Origin of the sequence: Roseobacter sp. EG26 (genome assembly GCF_049830555.1) — a bacterium.
In the GTDB taxonomy this organism is placed as follows: Bacteria; Pseudomonadota; Alphaproteobacteria; order Rhodobacterales; family Rhodobacteraceae; genus Roseobacter.
In genome coordinates this window covers 70,390-86,992 of sequence record NZ_JBNBLH010000003.1, presented here as the reverse complement: position 1 = coordinate 86,992, position 16,603 = coordinate 70,390, and the positions used below count along the sequence as shown (strand labels likewise).

Genomic DNA, 16,603 nt, shown 5'->3' with positions numbered 1-16,603 from the left:
AAACTACGCGCCGCATCTCAATTCAGCGCATCACTCGTCGGCGACAACGACACCGACGATGGGTCCCAGGCTGAAACCGAAATCGCTGCGGTCCAGCGATGGGGCATAGAGCCGGGAGATCTTGCCATCAAAATAAAGTGCATTGGGTGTTTTCAAATGGTCGCGGAACAAGCGGCCAAAACTGTGAAAATTCACCGGCTCATCGGAGATTGCAAAAACCGCGCGTTTTCCATCCGCGGAGGTGCCAACCCCGTTGCGGATGTATTTGGACGTGCCGTCTTCGAGAAACCGGGGATGCAATGCGCCGTCGATGACCAGCATCGGGCCAGATTGCGACGCATCCTCGCAGCCCCGTGTTTCCGCCAGGAATTTTTTGGTTTCAAAAACGTCGGCCCGGCCCGGGCGCAAACAGAAAACGCCATTTGGCAGCAACCCGAAATTCCCCGGACCGGCGCTGTCTATCACCCGCATGATTTCGACGCCATCTTCAACATAGTGACCAACGGGTGCGCGATCCTCATGGTACATGCCCGCATTCATGGCAAAGGCCAGGCGCTTGTTCTGTGGCGCCAACACCCGATTAATGGTCGAAAACTGTCCCAGCGGGTCGCCTGCGTCATCAAAAAGGAAAAGCTCAAGATCGTCCGTAGTGGCATCCACTTCGCAGACTGTGTAACGTAAACCGTCAAAATCGACGGCTGCACACTCCAGCGCGTCAACGCTCTGTGCGTGCACCGCAAAGAGACCAGCCAGCCAGAGTGCCCGCATCATTCAGGGGGCGTCTCCTCGGCCGCTGTATCGCGCCGTACTTCGGCGCGGTTGAGCATTTCGCGTGTCTCATCCATCCGGTCAAATGTCTCATCGAGTTGAAACCGCAGGTCGGGCGCGAATTTCAGCGACAGCTTTTTGGATACGATCCGGCGTAACTCACCCTTGTTGCGCGCCAGCAATCCGATGACTTCATCGCGTCCATCACCGCCAAGTGGCAGCACATAGGCCGTGGCGATCTTCAGATCGGGGGAAGTTCGCACCTCGCCTACGGTGATCGACATGCGGTTCAAATCCGGATCGTGTACATCACCGCGCGCCAGCACATCTGCAAGCGCACGGCGGATCGTTTCCCCAACCCGCAGTTGACGTTGTGAAGGGCCGGGGCCGTCGTGAAATTTGTTCTTTCCCATGTGTTCCATCTAAGGCTTCATCATGGCTTTGCCAAGCGGGCTGCCGCGCGATAAGCAGGAGCCATGATTGCATCGCAAGGGAGTGTCGCGTGGGCAAGTCAACGGGAATAGTCGTCACAGGTGTCTCTGGTCGCATGGGGCAGATGCTGGTCGAGACAATTGCGGCTTCGGAACAGGCGCATCTGATCGGTGCGGTGGAACGTCCGGGGCATGCGTGGGTTGGATGTGATCTAGGCACCGCCATGGGCGCTGCGCAAACGGGCGTCACCGTGACGGATGACATTGCCCAAGCGCTGCAAGGCGCCGATGTCGCCATCGACTTTACTGCGCCGATCGCCACAATCGCGGTTGCGCGCGCGGCAGCTAAAGCAGGTGTTGCACATGTGATTGGGACAACCGGTATGACGGCTGACGAGATTGAACAACTGTCTGGCCCGGCCGGGCAAACCGTGATCGTACGGGCCGGGAACATGAGCCTTGGGGTTAATCTGTTGGTTCAATTGACCAAACGCGTGGCGGCGGCGCTGGATGACGATTACGATATCGAAATCATCGAAGCGCATCATAACCAGAAAGTTGACGCGCCATCGGGCACTGCGCTGATGCTCGGTGAAGCCGCCGCCGAAGGGCGCGGCGTGGTGCTTGAAGATGTTTCCGACAGGGCCCGCGATGGCATCACCGGCGCGCGCAACCGCGGCGAGATCGGATTCGCTGCAATCCGCGGGGGCGACATCATCGGCGAGCACGATGTGCTATTTGCCGCAGCCGGTGAGCGGATCACGCTGCGCCATGTGGCATCGGACCGCTCGGTCTTTGCGCGCGGCGCTTTGAAGGCAGCACTTTGGGCCATTGATAAAGACCCCGGTCATTACGACATGTTGGATGTGCTGGGGCTTTCCAAGCAGTAAACTGCCGACATCACGATTTTTTTAAAACCAATTTCGGTCACGCTGCGTATATCCTTTGAGTGAGATTTATGGAGCTTTCTGATATGCGCATGCTTGTGAGCACACTGGCAATGATCGCGGGAACGGCCGCGTCAGCCGAATTCGCTAAAGTGGACAGTCAGGAAGAGTTTGTGTCGCTGGTCGCGGGCAAAGAACTTAAGCGCCCTTTCATCAATCTGGAGGTTTCTCCGGAAGGAGCCATTTCCGGAAAGGGCGCGGCATGGGAAGTGACAGGAAACTGGACCTGGCGCGATGGATATTTCTGCCGCGATCTTTTCTGGGGTGGCGATGCGCTGGGGTATAACTGTCAGGAAGTTCAGGCCAAAGACAATCGAATCCGCTTCACATCAGATAAGGGTGCAGGCGATTCCGCCGAGTTCCGTCTGCGCTAGGCGGCGGCTTCATTCTCAAAACAAGCCTGTTGCCCGGGCAGGGCGCTTGAGCGACTTCAAAAGTCGACCGCGATGCCCTTTTTCTCCCAATCACCGTAGCGCACGGGTTCCGGCCCCTCGCGACCGCCCAATTCCGGCGGCAAGTTCAGTTCTTGCTGCTTGCGCCGACGTTCTTCGGCTTCGGCCAAAGCCCGACGAGCTGCCGGAGGCAGCTTTTTAGCTACTTCATTTGTTTCTCTGTCGTCGCCCATTTCGCATCTTTCCTGAACGTCCTGCCCTTGATATACGCCCCTCTTTGGCGCAGACAACCCGCCAGCATCTATTGGAGCCACAATCATGTCCGACACAGGCGTTCCGGCGCGGCGCAGCGCCGTCTATCTGCTTGATCAGATTTTGGGTGAGGGGCGACTGATGTCCGAACTGACCGGATCGGGCGCATTGGACAAATTACCCGTGGACGACCGCGCACGGGCCGCACGTCTGGCCACCGACACGCTGCGGGGGATGGAACGCGCGGACCGCCTGCTGCAAAAGCACCTGTCGAAATACCCGCCGTTGACGGTGCGCAATGTGCTGCGGGTCGGCACGGTTGAACTTTGTACAGGGGCTGCGGCGCACGGTGTTGTCAATGCGATGGTTGAACTCGTCTCCAAACATCCGCGGCTCAGCCATCTGAAGGGGCTGACAAACGCGGTTCTGCGCAAAGTTGCCGCAGATGGTCCTGACGCGTGGCAGAATCTGCGCGCCCCGCGATTGCCGAAATGGCTGCGCGGTCCCTTGGTTCAGGCCTGGGGCGCTGATGCCATGGTGGCGATGGAAATCGCGCATTTTAACGGCGCGCCACTTGACCTGACGGCACGTGATGACCCGCAGGCCGTGGCAACCGCAACGGGTGGCACGCTTCTGCCCAATGGATCAGTACGTATCCGCGATGCGGGGCAGGTTTCCTCAATGCCCGGTTTTGCTGAAGGCGCTTGGTGGGTCCAAGATGTCGCCGCAGCGATGCCGGTTCAAATTCTGGCTCCGAAACCTGGTGAGAAGGTGCTGGACCTTTGTGCGGCCCCCGGTGGCAAGACCATGCAACTGGCGGCAGCGGGCGCTCAGGTGACGGCGCTGGACGATTCGGCGGGGCGTATGACGCGCGTAGAAGAAAACCTGTCCCGTACGGGGCTCAAGGCCGAACTTGTGGTTACCGACGCGCTGAGCGCCAAGGGGCAATATGATGCAGTGCTGCTGGACGCACCCTGTTCAGCAACGGGTACGATCCGACGTCACCCGGATCTGCCACAGGCAAAGGACGGGTCTGAGTTTGGCGCGTTGATTGATCTGCAAGAGCAGCTGATCGACCATGCCTGGACATTGCTTAAGCCGGGCGGACGCCTGGTATTCTGCACCTGTTCCTTGCTGCCCGACGAAGGCGAGGTCCAAGTGGATGAAGCGCTGATCCGTCACACCGACATGGAGACGGATAGACACGCGCTTGATCGCCCGGGCATCGATCCCGATTGGCAAACCACGGAAGGCGGATTGCGTTTGCGTCCGGATTTCTGGGCGGACAAAGGTGGTATGGATGGTTTCTACATGGCTTGCCTGCGCAAGTCTGCGTGATCCAAATGGTTTCTCCAGTATGAAAAGCAGGCGGGTCAAGATAAGTCGGTGACTCGCGGGTTTTGCCACGCTAACATATGTTCAAACGCCGTCAGAGCGTCCCCAGGCAGAGACCCACATGTCCGAAAACAGAAGTTTTGCTGCCCGCAAGGTGCATTTCCTGAATCGCTGGCACGCCGCGCGTGCCGGACGTATGCGCGCGCGCGCTGTGGGATTCGTCTCGTCACCTGAACCGCGCACGATCGGCAGTTTTGCCAAAGGTCGCCAGTTGCTGGCGGGTAATTTCCTCTTTGCTGGCCACCTGTTGGAACACAAGGATGCGGAACTATGGGATTTGCCGGCACCCAATAGTGATTACGAGCAGGAGATTCAGGGGTTCGCCTGGCTGGATGATCTTGCGGCGGTTGGCGATCCGCCAGCCCGCAATGCCGCGCGTCTTTGGCTCTGGGGCTGGATCGAACGTTATGGCCGTGGACGCGGCCCGGGCTGGACGCCCGATCTTACGGGGCGACGCCTCATCCGGTGGATCAACCACGCGCTCTTCATGTTGCAGGGGCAGGATGCACCAGACAGCGATGTCTTTTATCGCAGCCTGCATCAGCAAACACATTTTCTTGCTCGCCGCTGGCACGGTGCGGCCAGCGGACTGCCCAGATTTGAAGCGCTGACCGGTCTGGTTTACGCGGGCCTGTCTCTGGAAGGAATGGAACCGGTGGCGATGCCCGCCGTGAAAGCACTGGCGAAGGAGTGCCGCTCACAAATCGACGATCAGGGTGGCCTGCCGACGCGGAACCCTGAGGAGTTGCTGGAGGTTTTCACCCTCCTCACATGGGCCGCCGCAGCGCTGTCTGATGCGGGCCACGCGACACCTCAGGAACACCTGGACGCCATTGAACGCATTGCACCGACGCTGCGGACATTGCGCCATTCGGACGGTGGTTTGGCGCGATTCCACGGTGGTGGACGGGGGCCGGAAGGCTGGCTGGACCATGCTTTGGCGCAAGCGCGGGTCAAAACGCGCCAGCCGGACGGATTGTCGATGGGGTTTGCACGGCTTTCGGCGGGGCGCACCAGCGTCATTGTCGATGCGGCGAAACCACCCACGGGCCGGGCATCCTTTAACGCCCACGCTTCCACTCTGGCGTTGGAACTGACGTCAGGGCGACGACCGCTGGTGGTCAATTGCGGATCGGGGCGTTCCTTTGGTCCCGATTGGCGGCGGGCTGGTCGGGCGACCCCGTCGCATTCAACGCTGTCGCTGGACGGCTATTCCAGTGCGAGGCTTGGCAATACTGACAGGGCGACAGGGCGCGAAGAGCTCATCGAGGCACCCACGCGCGTCCCAATCGAGATTGGGCATGTGAGCGACGGGTTGCGGTTTCAGGGGGGGCACAACGGATTTGCGCAAACCCACGGGCTGACGCACGCACGCACACTTGAAATGACCTTTGACGGGCGGGCGATGGCCGGAGAGGACATGTTGCTGTCACTGGATGATGCGGAAAAGAAGCGCTTTGACCGCGCCCTTGATGCCACGCAACTGCAAGGCATCGCCTTTGACATCCGATTCCACCTTCACCCAGAGGTGGACGCGACACTCGATCTGGGCGGGGCTGCAATCTCCATGGCCCTGAAAAGCGGGGAAATCTGGGTCTTCAGACATGATGGCGCCCAAACTCTGAGCTTGCAGCCTTCGGTCTATCTCGAAACCGGTCGCCTCAAACCGCGCAGTGCAAATCAGATTGTTCTTTCCGGTCGGGCTATGTCATACGCCACCCGTGTCCGCTGGTCCTTGTCCAAGGCGCAGGAAACTGCGATTGGCGTGCGGGATCTGAGCCAGGATACGCCTGATCTGACCGAATAGCCTTTCAAGGATTCCTGCCCATGACCGATCTCGCCCCGCTGCGCCGCGCACTTCTTTCCGTTTCAGACAAGACCGGGCTGGTGGATCTGGGGCAGGCTTTGGCAGCGCGTGGCGTCGAGCTGCTGTCTACCGGGGGCACGGCAAAGGCGTTGCGCGACGCGGGGTTGGAGGTGCGGGATGTTGCGGATGTGACCGGTTTTCCTGAAATGATGGACGGCCGGGTCAAGACACTGCACCCGGTGGTTCATGGCGGGCTGCTGGCGCTGCGGGACAAGGATGATCATGTCGCTGCGATGCGGGCCCACGATATTGGGCCCATCGATCTGGTGGTGGTGAACCTCTACCCCTTCGAGGAGACGCTGGCCAAAGGGGCGCCCTATGCCGAGATGATCGAGAACATCGATATTGGGGGCCCGGCGATGATCCGGTCGGCGGCGAAAAACCACGGGTTCGTGACGGTTGTGGTGGATGTGCAGGACTATGACGCGGTTTTGGCGGAACTGGCGGCCCATGACGGGCAAACAACCTATGCGTTGCGTCAACGTCTTGCCCAAACCGCCTATGCGCGGACGGCGGCCTATGACACGGCTGTCAGCACCTGGATGGCCGGTGAGGTGGGGCAAACGCCGCGCCGCCAGACCTTTGGCGGCACGCTGGCGCAACCCCTGCGCTATGGGGAGAACCCGCATCAGTCCGCCGCTTTTTACACGGATGGCTCCAACCGTCCCGGTGTGGCGACGGCGACCCAGCATCAGGGTAAGGAGCTGAGCTACAATAACATCAATGACACGGATGCGGCCTTCGAGTTGGTGAGTGAGTTTGACCCGGGTGATGGTCCGGCTTGCGCAATCATCAAACACGCCAATCCTTGCGGCGTGGCACGTGGTGCAACGCTGAAAGAGGCCTACACGCGCGCCTTTGATTGTGACCGGACTTCTGCCTTTGGCGGCATAATCGCCTTGAATCGGCCCCTGGATGCGGAGACGGCACAGGAAATCACCGGAATTTTCACAGAAGTCGTCATCGCACCCGGTGCGGATGAGGCTGCGCTCGCCGTTTTCGCGGCAAAGAAAAACCTGCGCCTGCTGACAACAGATGGGCTGGCCGATCCGGCAACTGCCGCTCTGGCGGTCAGGCAGGTGTCGGGAGGTTATCTGGTGCAGGACAAGGATGTCGGGCGGGTTTCATTGGAGGATCTGAAGGTGGTTACCCGGAAGTCCCCATCCGATCAGGAGATGGCAGACCTGTTGTTTGCATGGACCGTGGCGAAGCATGTCAAATCCAACGCGATCATCTACGTCAAGGATGGTGCGACGGTCGGCGTCGGTGCCGGGCAGATGAGCCGCGTAGATAGCACGCGGATCGCTGCGCGCAAAGCGCAAGACATGGCTGAGGCGATGGGCTTGCCAGCACCACTGACGCAGGGTTCGGTGGTGGCGTCGGACGCGTTCTTTCCCTTTGCCGACGGCCTGATCACAGCTGCCGAAGCGGGCGCAACTGCGCTGATCCAACCCGGTGGATCCATGCGGGATGACGAGGTGATCGCCGCCGCAGACGAGGCGGGCCTTGCGATGGTCTTTACCGGCATGCGCCATTTCCGACACTGAGAACAGGAATCCCAATGCGCACAATCTTTTGGGCAGCGGCGGCCGCTTTCGTCATTGATCAGGCCAGCAAGTACTGGATCATTCACGGGCTGGAGCTTTGGCGCATCCGGGCGATTGATGTTCTGCCGCCGGTGCTGAACTTCCGCTACGGGGAAAACAGGGGTATCAATTTTGGTCTTTTTGGCGACGGATCAGAGGCCAGTCGCTGGATATTGATCGCTCTTGCGGTTGCGATCTGCCTAGCCGTTTTGATCTGGGCCCGAAAGCACGCTCTTGGTCGAATGGCGCGCATAGGCGCCGGTCTCCTGGTCGGCGGTGCGCTGGCCAATGTGCTCGACCGGCTGATCTATGGTTACGTTCTGGATTTTCTGAACATGTCCTGTTGCGGTATCGACAATCCCTTTGTGTTCAACCTGGCGGATGTGTTCATATTTGCTGGCGCGATAGCGTTGGTGTTCTTTGCTCCAGACGTGAAGTCCGAGCCCAAAAAAGGCCAGTGACATTGCCCGCCCGCTTGGCGTATCAACGGACTGACCGCGAGGAGACCTGACATGCGCCGGATTTTGGCCCTCATTCTGATCACCGCTGCCCTCAGCGCTTGTGCAAACAAGGGCCTGAGAGATCTGCGTCCCAATTCGCGTGGACCGGATGAGTTCATCATCGAGCCCAAAGCCACGCTGGAAACGCCAGATGATCTGAGCACGCTGCCGACCCCAACGCCTGGCCAAAGCAACCGGACCGACAATGACCCGCTGTCTGATGCGGTCATCGCTCTGGGTGGCAAACCGGCGCAATCCAGCGGCATTCCCGCCTCTGATGGCGCTCTGGTTACGGCCGCCAGTCGCTTTGGCGTATCGCCGAGCATTCGTCAGGACCTCGCGAAAGCCGATGCTGATTTCCGCCGCAGACAGTCGCGCTTCACCCAGTTCCGCCTTTTCCCCGAGGATCGTTATGTGCAGGCTTATCGCCGCGAGGTTCTTGATGCGGAGACGGTTGCAGGACAATGGCGACGTGCCGGGGCCAAAACGCCAAGCTATCCACCGCTCAATTGAGCTTACTTGGGGCGCTTTCGCTCACTTTCGTGACAGGACGCCTTGAACCCGCGCCGCGGGGAAGTACCTCTTGGGCAACGAGATGTGATTGACCACAAGAAGGACGTCCCATGATCCGACTGACTGCCATTGCAGCACTTCTTTCGCTTCTTCCCGGTTTTCTGGCCGCGAGTGACGAGGCGGTCACCACTTTCAAACTCGACAATGGCATGCAGGTCATCGTGGTCGAAGATCACCGTGCCCCCGTGGTACAGCATATGGTCTGGTACCGGGCCGGATCGGCTGATGAGCCCAAAGGCTCGTCTGGCGTCGCCCACTTCCTGGAACACCTGCTGTTCAAGGCGACCGACAAACTGGCCGCAGGAGAGTTGTCGGCGACGGTCGCGCGAAACGGCGGGCGCGACAATGCGTTCACGTCATATGACTATACCGCCTACTTCCAGAGGGTTGCAGCGGATAGGCTGGAATTGATGATGAGCATGGAATCAGATCGGATGCGCAACATTCGTCTGACCGAAGACAATATCCGAACCGAGCGCGATGTGATCATTGAAGAACGCAACCAGCGGACCGAAAACAATCCCAGCGCCCTGTTCGGGGAACAGTTAAGCGCGGCGCAGTTCCTCAACCACCGTTATGGCGCACCGATTATCGGTTGGATGCACGAAATGCGCTCGCTGGATATGGATGATGCTTTGGGGTTTTACGAAACCTACTATGCGCCCAACAACGCCATTCTTGTTGTTTCAGGGGATGTAACGCCGGAAGACGTGCGCAGGTTGGCAGACAAATACTATGGCGTAATTCCTGCCAACCCCGATCTTCCTGAACGCGTTCGCACGGAAGAACCGCCGCAGACCGCCGAAAGGCGGGTGATTTTCCGCGACGCACGTGTCGCACAGCCTTATGTGCGCCGGTCCTATCTGGCACCCGAGCGTGATCCGGGAGATCAGCAGGCGGCAGCAGCCCTGACCATTCTGGCGGAAATTCTGGGCGGTGGCACGACGTCTTATCTGACCGATGCATTGCAGTTCGATACGCAGATCGCGACCTATTCGGCGGCCTTCTACCGTGGGGTTTCGCTGGATGATACGACCTTCACCGTGTTGGTGGTGCCGCGCCCGGGTGTGAGCCTGCAAGAGGCCGAAGACGCCATGGATGCGGCGTTGGAACAATTCCTGATAGACGGTGTCGACGCTGAACAGCTTGACCGTATCAAGCTGCAAATCAGGGCGGATCAGATTTATGCGCGTGACGATGTGGACAGAATTGCCAACCGCTATGGGCAAGCCCTGTCGTCGGGTTTGACGATTGAAGATGTGCAAGCCTGGCCCGATGTTCTGGAGGCGGTGACGGCCGAAGATATCGTCGAAGCCGCACGCGATGTTTTTGATATCCGCGCCTCTGTGACCGGATGGCTGATGCGCGAGGAGGTAACGCAATGATCCGTTTTCTTTTGTCGATGTTTGTCACTTTTGTGATCGCAGCACCCACGGCGGCAGAGGTCAAAATTCAGGAAGTTACCTCTGATCGCGGATTGACGGCCTGGTTGGTGGAAGATCACTCCATTCCGTTTGTAGCATTGGAAGTCCGGTTTCGGGGTGGCGCGTCGCTGGATGCACCTGGCAAGCGCGGTGCGGTGAACCTGATGACGAGCCTTCTTGAGGAGGGCGCGGGCGACATGGACGCCAGAGCCTTTGCCCGGGCAGGGGAGGCGCTTGCCACATCTTTTGGGTTCGATGTCGGGGACGATTCCCTATCGGTTTCCGCCCGGTTCCTAACGGAGAATCAAGACGCTTCGGTCGCTTTGCTGCGCGCGGCTTTGCTTGAACCGAGGTTCGATGCGGATGCCATTGAACGCGTCAGAAACCAGGTGCTTTCCGTCATTCGCTCAGAGGCCAAGGACCCGAACGACATCGCCAGCCGGACCTTTGACCAGGTTGCCTTTGGAGATCATCCCTATGCGACGTCGATCAACGGTACCGAAGAAACCGTGGCGGCCCTGACCCGTGACGATCTGGTACAAGCGCACCTCAATGTTATGGCGCGCGACCGCATCTACATCGGCGCTGTCGGAGATATCACGCCCGAAGATCTGGCGATCCTGATGGATGAATTGCTGGGTGACTTACCTGAAACCGGTGCGCCTATGCCACCAGTGGCGCAGGTTGAAATTCCCGGTGGCGTAACCGTTGTCCCTTTTACAACGCCGCAGTCTGTAGCGATATTCGGGCATGCCGGTATGGCCCAGGAAGACCCCGATTTCTTTGCCGCCAGCGTCCTCAACCAGGTTTTGGGGGGCGGGTCGTTTGAAAGTCGATTGATGGATGAGGTGCGCGAAAAACGCGGACTGACCTACGGGGTCTACTCTCACCTCATACCAAAAGATCTCGCTGCGATTTACCTTGGATCCGTAAGTTCGGCCAATGATCGGATCGCAGAAGCCATCGATGTCATCCGGTCCGAATGGGCCAGGGCGGCGGCGGAAGGTGTGACACAGGCTGAGCTGGATGATGCCAAGACCTACATGACAGGGGCCTACCCCTTGAGATTTGATGGAAACGGACCGATCGCGCGGATAATGGTCGGAATGCAAATGCTCGGTTTGCCGATCGACTACATTGCGACCCGAAACGAGCGCGTTGAGGCGGTCACCTTGGAAGACGTCAAACGGGTCGCCGCGGATCTGCTTGTTCCGGAAGGGCTGCATTTCGTTGTCGTCGGGCAGCCGGTTGGGCTGGAAAGCACACCAGCCAACTGATGTTTTGTTAAAATGAGGCGCTGACGCGCCACGCCATGTCCTCGGCCCTTGATGGGCCGAGTGTTGTCGCGTGGTTCAGGTGTTATTCGCCATAGGGGACCCAGATATTCTTGATTTCGGTCGCGGCATCAAGGAATTCCTTGCCTTGACCTGCTTTTCCCAACCAGTCACGGGCGAAACCATTGTTGACCCAGGTGCGTTTGAGATTGCTGGCGCTGGCACGTTCAATATCAGCGCAGAGGTCTTTATCCGCGAATGACCAAACGGCATCAACATCCATATGACTTGCCATGTGCCTTGCGACATCTGCATGAGAACCGGTGAGAATATTGACAACACCAGAAGGCACATCTGACGTTTCCAGGATTTGGATGAAATCCGTAGCTGTCAGAGGAAAGGGTTCAGAAGCACTGAGAATGACCCGATTGCCCATTGCGATGGCCGGAGCCATGCAAGAGATCAGACCCAGTAAGGGCATCTCATTTGGACAAATGGCGCCGATCACGCCAACGGGTTCCTTCATGGCAAGGGCGACGCCGCGGATGGGAACACCGTGCACCTGACCGTCGTTTTTGTCAGCCCATGCAGCATAGGTGAAGAGCCGCTGTATTGTCGCTTCGACCTCCTTTTCCCCCAGCTTGCCACCCTGCATGTCATTCAAACGCCGCGCAAATTCTGCGGCCCGAGCGGAGAGGTTTTCGGCGATATAATAAAGGATTTGCGCACGCAGGTGGCCGCTGGTTCTGGCCCAGCTCTTTGCAGCCTGCGCGGCTTCGACCGCGTTGCGCAAATCCTTGCGGTTTGCCAGGGAGACATGGCCAAGTTGACCTCCTGACTTCCCCCAGACCGGGCGCGAATAACCCCCATCCGGGCGCGATTGCTTGCCGCCGATGTAAAGTTTGGCGGTCCGGTCAATCGAATCTACAGGATTGCCGATGCCGGAAAAGGCCGAAATCTCCTTGAGCGGTTTTCGCGCGCCCTTAGGCCGTGTGTAACCTGCAAGACCTTCCCATCCTCCTTCGCGGCCAAAACCGCTTTCCCGCACGCCCCCGAAACCGGCGGCAGCATCCATCAGATTGGTGCCATTGATCCAGACGATCCCGCTCGCAAGTTTGGGCGCGATGTCGAGCGCGAGGTTGATATTCTCGCTCCAGACGGTTGCGGCCAGGCCGTAGCGCGTATTATTGGCCAGCGCTACAGCATCCGCCGGCGTCCGGAACGTTGAGGACACCAGAACGGGCCCAAAGATCTCTTCCTGCATCAGCGTATCAGCAGGGTTCAGACCTGTGATCAGCGTGGGTGGGTAGAAGCTGCCAGCCTCGGGCAATTGCGCCGTGGCGACGTGGGTATGACCCGCGGAATTCGAAGCGACGAGCTCAGTAATTGCTTTCAGCTGGACCGGGTCGACAATCGCGCCAACATCAATGCTCTTGTCCAACGGGTCGCCGACGCGCAGCTTATCCATGCGCGCACGCAACTTGGCATAAAACACCTCTGCAACCGGTTCGTGCACCAAAAGACGCGATCCCGCACAGCATACCTGACCCTGATTGAACCAGATCGCATCAACCAAGCCTTCGACGGCTGAATCGAGATCCGCATCGTCAAATACGATGTAGGGAGATTTCCCCCCCAACTCCAGCGTCAGCGCCTTGCCGCTGCCCGCCGTGGCTTCGCGGATGCGGCGCCCTACTGCCGTTGATCCTGTAAACGCCACTTTTTCGACATCCGCAGCCACAATCATTTCGCCAACGGTGCCATCACCGGTGATAATGTTTACAACGCCTTTCGGCAGCCCGGCCTGACGGCAGATATCCGCGAAAAGCAAGGCGGTCAGAGAGGTGTATTCAGCGGGTTTCAGAACAACTGTATTGCCCATGGCGAGGGCGGGAGCGATTTTCCAAGCCAACATCAGCAGTGGGAAATTCCACGGGATCACCTGACCGCATACTCCTAGCGCTTCGCGGTCCGGCAACGCGTCTTCCATCAACTGCGCCATGCCCGCGTGGAAATAGAAATGCCGCTGTGCAAGGGGTACATCGATATCACGGCTCTCGCGGATCGGTTTGCCATTGTCGAGCGATTCCAGAACGGCAAACATCCGCCCGTGTTTTTGCAGCAGGCGCGCAAGGGCGTAAAGATATCGCGCTCTGCCATGGCCGCCAAGGCCTTCCCATTTGGGGTGGGCGCGCCGGGCTGCTTTCACTGCGGCATCGACGTCCGCCCGTGTGCCTTGGGTCAGTGTCGCCAGGGTCTCTCCATTCGCCGGATTGCGGCTGTCAAAACCTTCCCCTGGTTCCGTGAAGGTGCCGTCGATGAAATGTCCGAACCGATTGTCCTGGTCTTTCAGCCAAGCCAATGCATCTTCGGTACTTTCCGGAGCGACCCCGTATTCCATCGTTTCAAATATCTCGGAAACTGTCATGGCCTCAGGCCCTTTCAATGCGTGTCAGCTGGTCGGGTGCCGGTAGCTGGCGGAGTAATTGCCGGTGACGTGATGCTCTAGCTGGCGCTCAATGTCATTCAACAAAGATGACGCTCCAAAACGGAACAGATCGGGCTGCAGCCACCGGTCGCCCAACTCTTCTTTCATCATGGCCAGATAGGTGATCGCATCCTTGGCCTTTGAAATGCCACCCGCCGGTTTGTATCCAACCCTGAACCCGGTGCGCAGATGGTAATCCCTTATGGCCCGGATCATGACAAGGGTGACGGGCAGGGTCGCATTGACGCTTTCCTTGCCGGTTGACGTCTTGATGAAATCGGCACCCGCCATCATGCAAATCAGGGACGCCCGCGCCACATTACGCAACGATCCTAACTCGCCAGTGGCCAGAATGGCTTTGACATGGGCCTCTCCGCAGGCGGCACGAAAAGCGCACATTTCGTCATAAAGCGCTTGCCAGTTGCCGCTCAGTACATGACGGCGTGAGATCACGATATCTATTTCTGCAGCCCCGGCTTTCACGCTCTCGTCAATCTCGGCGATCCGCAGGTGCAACGGTGACAATCCCGCCGGAAATCCGGTACTGACTGCCGCAACCGGAATGCCCGTGCCTTTCAATGCTCTTACAGCGGCCGGGATCATCTCGTGATAAACGCATACCGCCCCGGTTGTAATGCCGGGCATGCCCAAGGTGTCGAGCACGGATTGTGCGACGGGTTGCCGGGCCTTGGCGCACAGACGCGTCACCCTGTCTTCGGTGTCATCCCCGGAAAGAGTGGTCAGGTCTATGCAGGTCACAGCACGCAACAGCCACGCAGCCTGATGTTGTTTCTTGACCGACCGCCGCGCCGGAAGACCGGCAGCCCGACGTTCAATTGCCGATGTATTGGCCTGCAAGCTGCGCACCCAATCCATATCCAATGCCATGCCAGGATTTCTGGGTTCCGTCACTTGGGGCAACTGGTGACCGGTTGTTGGCTGGGCAGTTTGGGTTTCGTGGCTGAGCATCTCGGTCATCCTTGTCGAGCATCTGCGCAAAATCGCATGACCGGTTCGCCTTGGCAAGCGCCCGTGCCATCCATTGCGGCAATGAAACGACGGTTTGACGAATTCTTCGAATGTAACTGCCGATGCGGCCATGCACGGCCCACCATCAGGTATTGCGGCCGGTCGAAATACTACTTGATCCATTGTGTCCTGTGCTCTCATAGTCCCGACACTGATGACAACGGACCAATCCGGCAGCAGGGGGACAAGATGACCGATCACTCAATAGGCACACCAGAACAGCTGCGTGACCCGAACTACACACCCGCATTGGGCAAAGCTATCCCATTGGGCATCCAGCATGTTCTGGCCATGTTCGTTTCCAACGTGACGCCTGCGATCATCGTTGCGGGGGCCGCCGGGTTCGGGTTCGGATCGAACTCTCCGGATTTCCCGGAACTGCTGTACCTCATTCAAATGTCGATGCTCTTTGCGGGCGTTGCCACCTTGCTGCAAACCATCACCCTGGGCCCCGTTGGCGCGGCCCTGCCAATTGTACAAGGCACATCCTTTGCCTTTATCCCGATCATGATCCCGCTGGTTGCCGGTCGCGGGGTGGATGCGCTGGCAGCCCTGTTCGGAGGCGTGTTGATCGGCGGGATTTTTCACGCGTTTCTGGGGCTTTTCATCGGCCGTATCAGGTTTGCGCTGCCGCCCCTGGTAACCGGGCTGGTTGTCACCATGATCGGCCTCGCGTTGGTGAAGGTTGGCATTCAATATGCCGCTGGTGGTGTGCCTGCGATCGGTACGCCGGAATATGGCAGCCTGTTGAACTGGTCTGCCGCCCTTGTGGTCATCTTTGTCACCCTGGGCCTGAAATTCTTCAGCAAGGGCATGCTCTCGGTTTCTGCGGTGCTGATCGGGCTGATTGTCGGGTATTTCTATGCGCTTATGGTTGGGATGCTGAGCTTTGAGGCCATCGGGACCTCCTGGTCACGCTCGGCCGCATTCGCCCTGCCACAGCCTTTCAAATACGGGTTCGAGATGTCCTTCGCCGCCGTATTGGGTTTCTGTCTGATGGCATTTATCTCGGCCATCGAAACGGTGGGTGATGTCTCCGGCATCACCAAAGGGGGCGCGGGCCGTGAAGCTACGGACAAGGAAATCGCCGGTGCTACCTACGCGGATGGTCTGGGGTCTGCGCTTGCCGGTATCTTTGGCGGGTTCCCCAATACATCCTTCAGTCAAAACGTCGGTCTAATTGCGATGACCGGCGTGATGAGCCGCCATGTGGTGACCTGCGGCGCTATTTTCCTGATCATCTGCGGGCTGGTGCCAAAGGTGGGCGGATTAATCCGGACCATCCCCATCGAAGTCCTTGGCGGCGGTGTAATCGTCATGTTTGGGATGGTCGTTGCGGCAGGTGTCTCCATGCTGTCGGATGTGGATTGGAACCGTCGCAACATGGTGATTTTCGCAATTTCCCTGTCGGTCGGGCTTGGTTTGCAACTGGAACCGGGGGCCGTTCAGCATTTGCCCGACACCCTGCGCATTCTGATGACCAGCGGACTGCTGCCCGCCGCTTTCATAGCCATTTTGCTGAACCTTGTTCTGCCCGAGGAACTGGCAAGCGAGGCCACGGAAGAAGTCTCTGGCGGGCTGTCAGGGGAGGCGAAAGGCAGCTTGCCGCATAAGTAACAACGGCGCAGCTGTGGATGGTTTCGCGGCGGTGTGTTCATCCGAACAGCTCCTGCGAAT

At 58.8% G+C, this 16,603-nt stretch carries 15 protein-coding genes; 10 read left to right on the top strand and 5 right to left on the bottom strand.

The genetic code is table 11. The features are described from left to right. Positions 1–30: 30 nt before the first annotated feature. Both ACOTTU_RS08270 and rbfA read right to left on the bottom strand, forming a co-directional pair. On the bottom strand, positions 31–771 hold the full coding sequence (locus tag ACOTTU_RS08270) for a phosphodiester glycosidase family protein (protein WP_425657252.1): 741 nt from the start codon (positions 769–771) through the stop codon (positions 31–33). Beyond that, on the bottom strand, positions 768–1,181 hold the full coding sequence (rbfA, locus tag ACOTTU_RS08265) for a 30S ribosome-binding factor RbfA (RefSeq protein WP_425657251.1): 414 nt from the start codon (positions 1,179–1,181) through the stop codon (positions 768–770). Before rbfA ends, ACOTTU_RS08270 begins: the two co-directional genes overlap by 4 nt. An 89-nt stretch (positions 1,182–1,270) precedes the next feature. On the opposite strand from rbfA, the gene dapB reads away from it, so the two are divergent. Together dapB and ACOTTU_RS08255 are read left to right on the top strand one after the other, a co-directional pair. Then, positions 1,271–2,089 carry a 4-hydroxy-tetrahydrodipicolinate reductase gene (gene dapB, locus ACOTTU_RS08260; RefSeq protein ID WP_425657249.1) on the top strand — a complete coding sequence of 273 codons (819 nt, stop codon included), beginning with the start codon at positions 1,271–1,273 and terminating at the stop codon, positions 2,087–2,089. 83 nt (positions 2,090–2,172) lie between these two features. Next, entirely contained in the window at positions 2,173–2,520 is a 348-nt protein-coding gene (locus ACOTTU_RS08255) for a dihydrodipicolinate reductase (RefSeq protein WP_298915525.1), read from the top strand. A 56-nt stretch (positions 2,521–2,576) separates the two neighbouring features. Here ACOTTU_RS08255 and ACOTTU_RS08250 read toward each other — a convergent pair whose 3' ends face one another. Further along, complete coding sequence (locus tag ACOTTU_RS08250; protein WP_425657248.1) at positions 2,577–2,771, bottom strand: DUF1674 domain-containing protein; 195 nt, start codon at positions 2,769–2,771, stop codon at positions 2,577–2,579. 85 nt (positions 2,772–2,856) lie between these two features. On the opposite strand from ACOTTU_RS08250, the gene ACOTTU_RS08245 reads away from it, so the two are divergent. The 7 genes from ACOTTU_RS08245 to ACOTTU_RS08215 all read left to right on the top strand — a co-directional run bounded on the left by ACOTTU_RS08245 (position 2,857) and on the right by ACOTTU_RS08215 (position 11,412). Further along, positions 2,857–4,128 carry an RsmB/NOP family class I SAM-dependent RNA methyltransferase gene (locus tag ACOTTU_RS08245; RefSeq protein WP_425657247.1) on the top strand — a complete coding sequence of 424 codons (1,272 nt, stop codon included), beginning with the start codon at positions 2,857–2,859 and terminating at the stop codon, positions 4,126–4,128. Positions 4,129–4,246: 118 nt separating this feature from the next. After that, complete coding sequence (locus ACOTTU_RS08240; RefSeq protein WP_425657246.1) at positions 4,247–5,992, top strand: heparinase II/III family protein; 1,746 nt, start codon at positions 4,247–4,249, stop codon at positions 5,990–5,992. A gap of 20 nt (positions 5,993–6,012) precedes the next feature. After that, positions 6,013–7,599 carry a bifunctional phosphoribosylaminoimidazolecarboxamide formyltransferase/IMP cyclohydrolase gene (gene purH, locus ACOTTU_RS08235; RefSeq protein WP_425657244.1) on the top strand — a complete coding sequence of 529 codons (1,587 nt, stop codon included), beginning with the start codon at positions 6,013–6,015 and terminating at the stop codon, positions 7,597–7,599. Positions 7,600–7,613: 14 nt separating this feature from the next. Then, complete coding sequence (gene lspA / locus ACOTTU_RS08230) at positions 7,614–8,099, top strand: signal peptidase II (protein ID WP_425657242.1); 486 nt, start codon at positions 7,614–7,616, stop codon at positions 8,097–8,099. A gap of 51 nt (positions 8,100–8,150) precedes the next feature. Further along, a complete protein-coding gene (locus tag ACOTTU_RS08225; RefSeq protein WP_425657241.1) occupies positions 8,151–8,651 on the top strand; it encodes a DUF3035 domain-containing protein in 501 nt (166 codons plus the stop codon). A 110-nt stretch (positions 8,652–8,761) separates the two neighbouring features. Continuing rightward, positions 8,762–10,096, top strand: coding sequence for a M16 family metallopeptidase (locus tag ACOTTU_RS08220; protein WP_425657240.1), 1,335 nt, complete (start codon positions 8,762–8,764; stop codon positions 10,094–10,096). After that, positions 10,093–11,412, top strand: a complete 1,320-nt coding sequence (locus tag ACOTTU_RS08215; protein ID WP_425657238.1) for a M16 family metallopeptidase — start codon at positions 10,093–10,095, stop codon at positions 11,410–11,412. The genes ACOTTU_RS08220 and ACOTTU_RS08215 overlap by 4 nt, the downstream gene beginning before the upstream one ends. An 82-nt stretch (positions 11,413–11,494) precedes the next feature. Here the strand turns inward: ACOTTU_RS08215 and ACOTTU_RS08210 are convergent, their stop codons facing one another. After that, positions 11,495–13,837: an aldehyde dehydrogenase family protein gene (locus tag ACOTTU_RS08210; protein WP_425657237.1), complete on the bottom strand. Its 2,343-nt coding sequence runs from the start codon at positions 13,835–13,837 to the stop codon at positions 11,495–11,497. Between the two features lie 24 nt (positions 13,838–13,861). Continuing rightward, entirely contained in the window at positions 13,862–14,866 is a 1,005-nt protein-coding gene (deoC, locus tag ACOTTU_RS08205) for a deoxyribose-phosphate aldolase (RefSeq protein ID WP_425657750.1), read from the bottom strand. 249 nt (positions 14,867–15,115) lie between these two features. Here deoC and ACOTTU_RS08200 point away from each other — a divergent pair, with 249 nt between their 5' ends. Continuing rightward, positions 15,116–16,543 (top strand): uracil-xanthine permease family protein, encoded by a 1,428-nt coding sequence (locus ACOTTU_RS08200; RefSeq protein WP_425657235.1) that lies wholly within the window; start codon positions 15,116–15,118, stop codon positions 16,541–16,543. Positions 16,544–16,603 lie beyond the last annotated feature (60 nt).

Bases quoted from the DNA above. Each gene is read 5' to 3' on its own strand.
- lspA (WP_425657242.1), top strand. From the start codon at position 7,614: ATGCGCACAATCTTTTGGGCAGCGGCGGCCGCTTTCGTCATTGATCAG.
- ACOTTU_RS08245 (WP_425657247.1), top strand. From the start codon at position 2,857: ATGTCCGACACAGGCGTTCCGGCGCGGCGCAGCGCCGTCTATCTGCTT.
- ACOTTU_RS08255 (WP_298915525.1), top strand. From the start codon at position 2,173: ATGCGCATGCTTGTGAGCACACTGGCAATGATCGCGGGAACGGCCGCG.
- deoC (WP_425657750.1), bottom strand. From the start codon at position 14,866: ATGCTCAGCCACGAAACCCAAACTGCCCAGCCAACAACCGGTCACCAG.
- purH (WP_425657244.1), top strand. From the start codon at position 6,013: ATGACCGATCTCGCCCCGCTGCGCCGCGCACTTCTTTCCGTTTCAGAC.
- ACOTTU_RS08225 (WP_425657241.1), top strand. From the start codon at position 8,151: ATGCGCCGGATTTTGGCCCTCATTCTGATCACCGCTGCCCTCAGCGCT.
- rbfA (WP_425657251.1), bottom strand. From the start codon at position 1,181: ATGGGAAAGAACAAATTTCACGACGGCCCCGGCCCTTCACAACGTCAA.
- ACOTTU_RS08215 (WP_425657238.1), top strand. From the start codon at position 10,093: ATGATCCGTTTTCTTTTGTCGATGTTTGTCACTTTTGTGATCGCAGCA.
- ACOTTU_RS08240 (WP_425657246.1), top strand. From the start codon at position 4,247: ATGTCCGAAAACAGAAGTTTTGCTGCCCGCAAGGTGCATTTCCTGAAT.
- ACOTTU_RS08210 (WP_425657237.1), bottom strand. From the start codon at position 13,837: ATGACAGTTTCCGAGATATTTGAAACGATGGAATACGGGGTCGCTCCG.
- ACOTTU_RS08250 (WP_425657248.1), bottom strand. From the start codon at position 2,771: ATGGGCGACGACAGAGAAACAAATGAAGTAGCTAAAAAGCTGCCTCCG.
- ACOTTU_RS08220 (WP_425657240.1), top strand. From the start codon at position 8,762: ATGATCCGACTGACTGCCATTGCAGCACTTCTTTCGCTTCTTCCCGGT.
- ACOTTU_RS08200 (WP_425657235.1), top strand. From the start codon at position 15,116: ATGACCGATCACTCAATAGGCACACCAGAACAGCTGCGTGACCCGAAC.
- ACOTTU_RS08270 (WP_425657252.1), bottom strand. From the start codon at position 771: ATGATGCGGGCACTCTGGCTGGCTGGTCTCTTTGCGGTGCACGCACAG.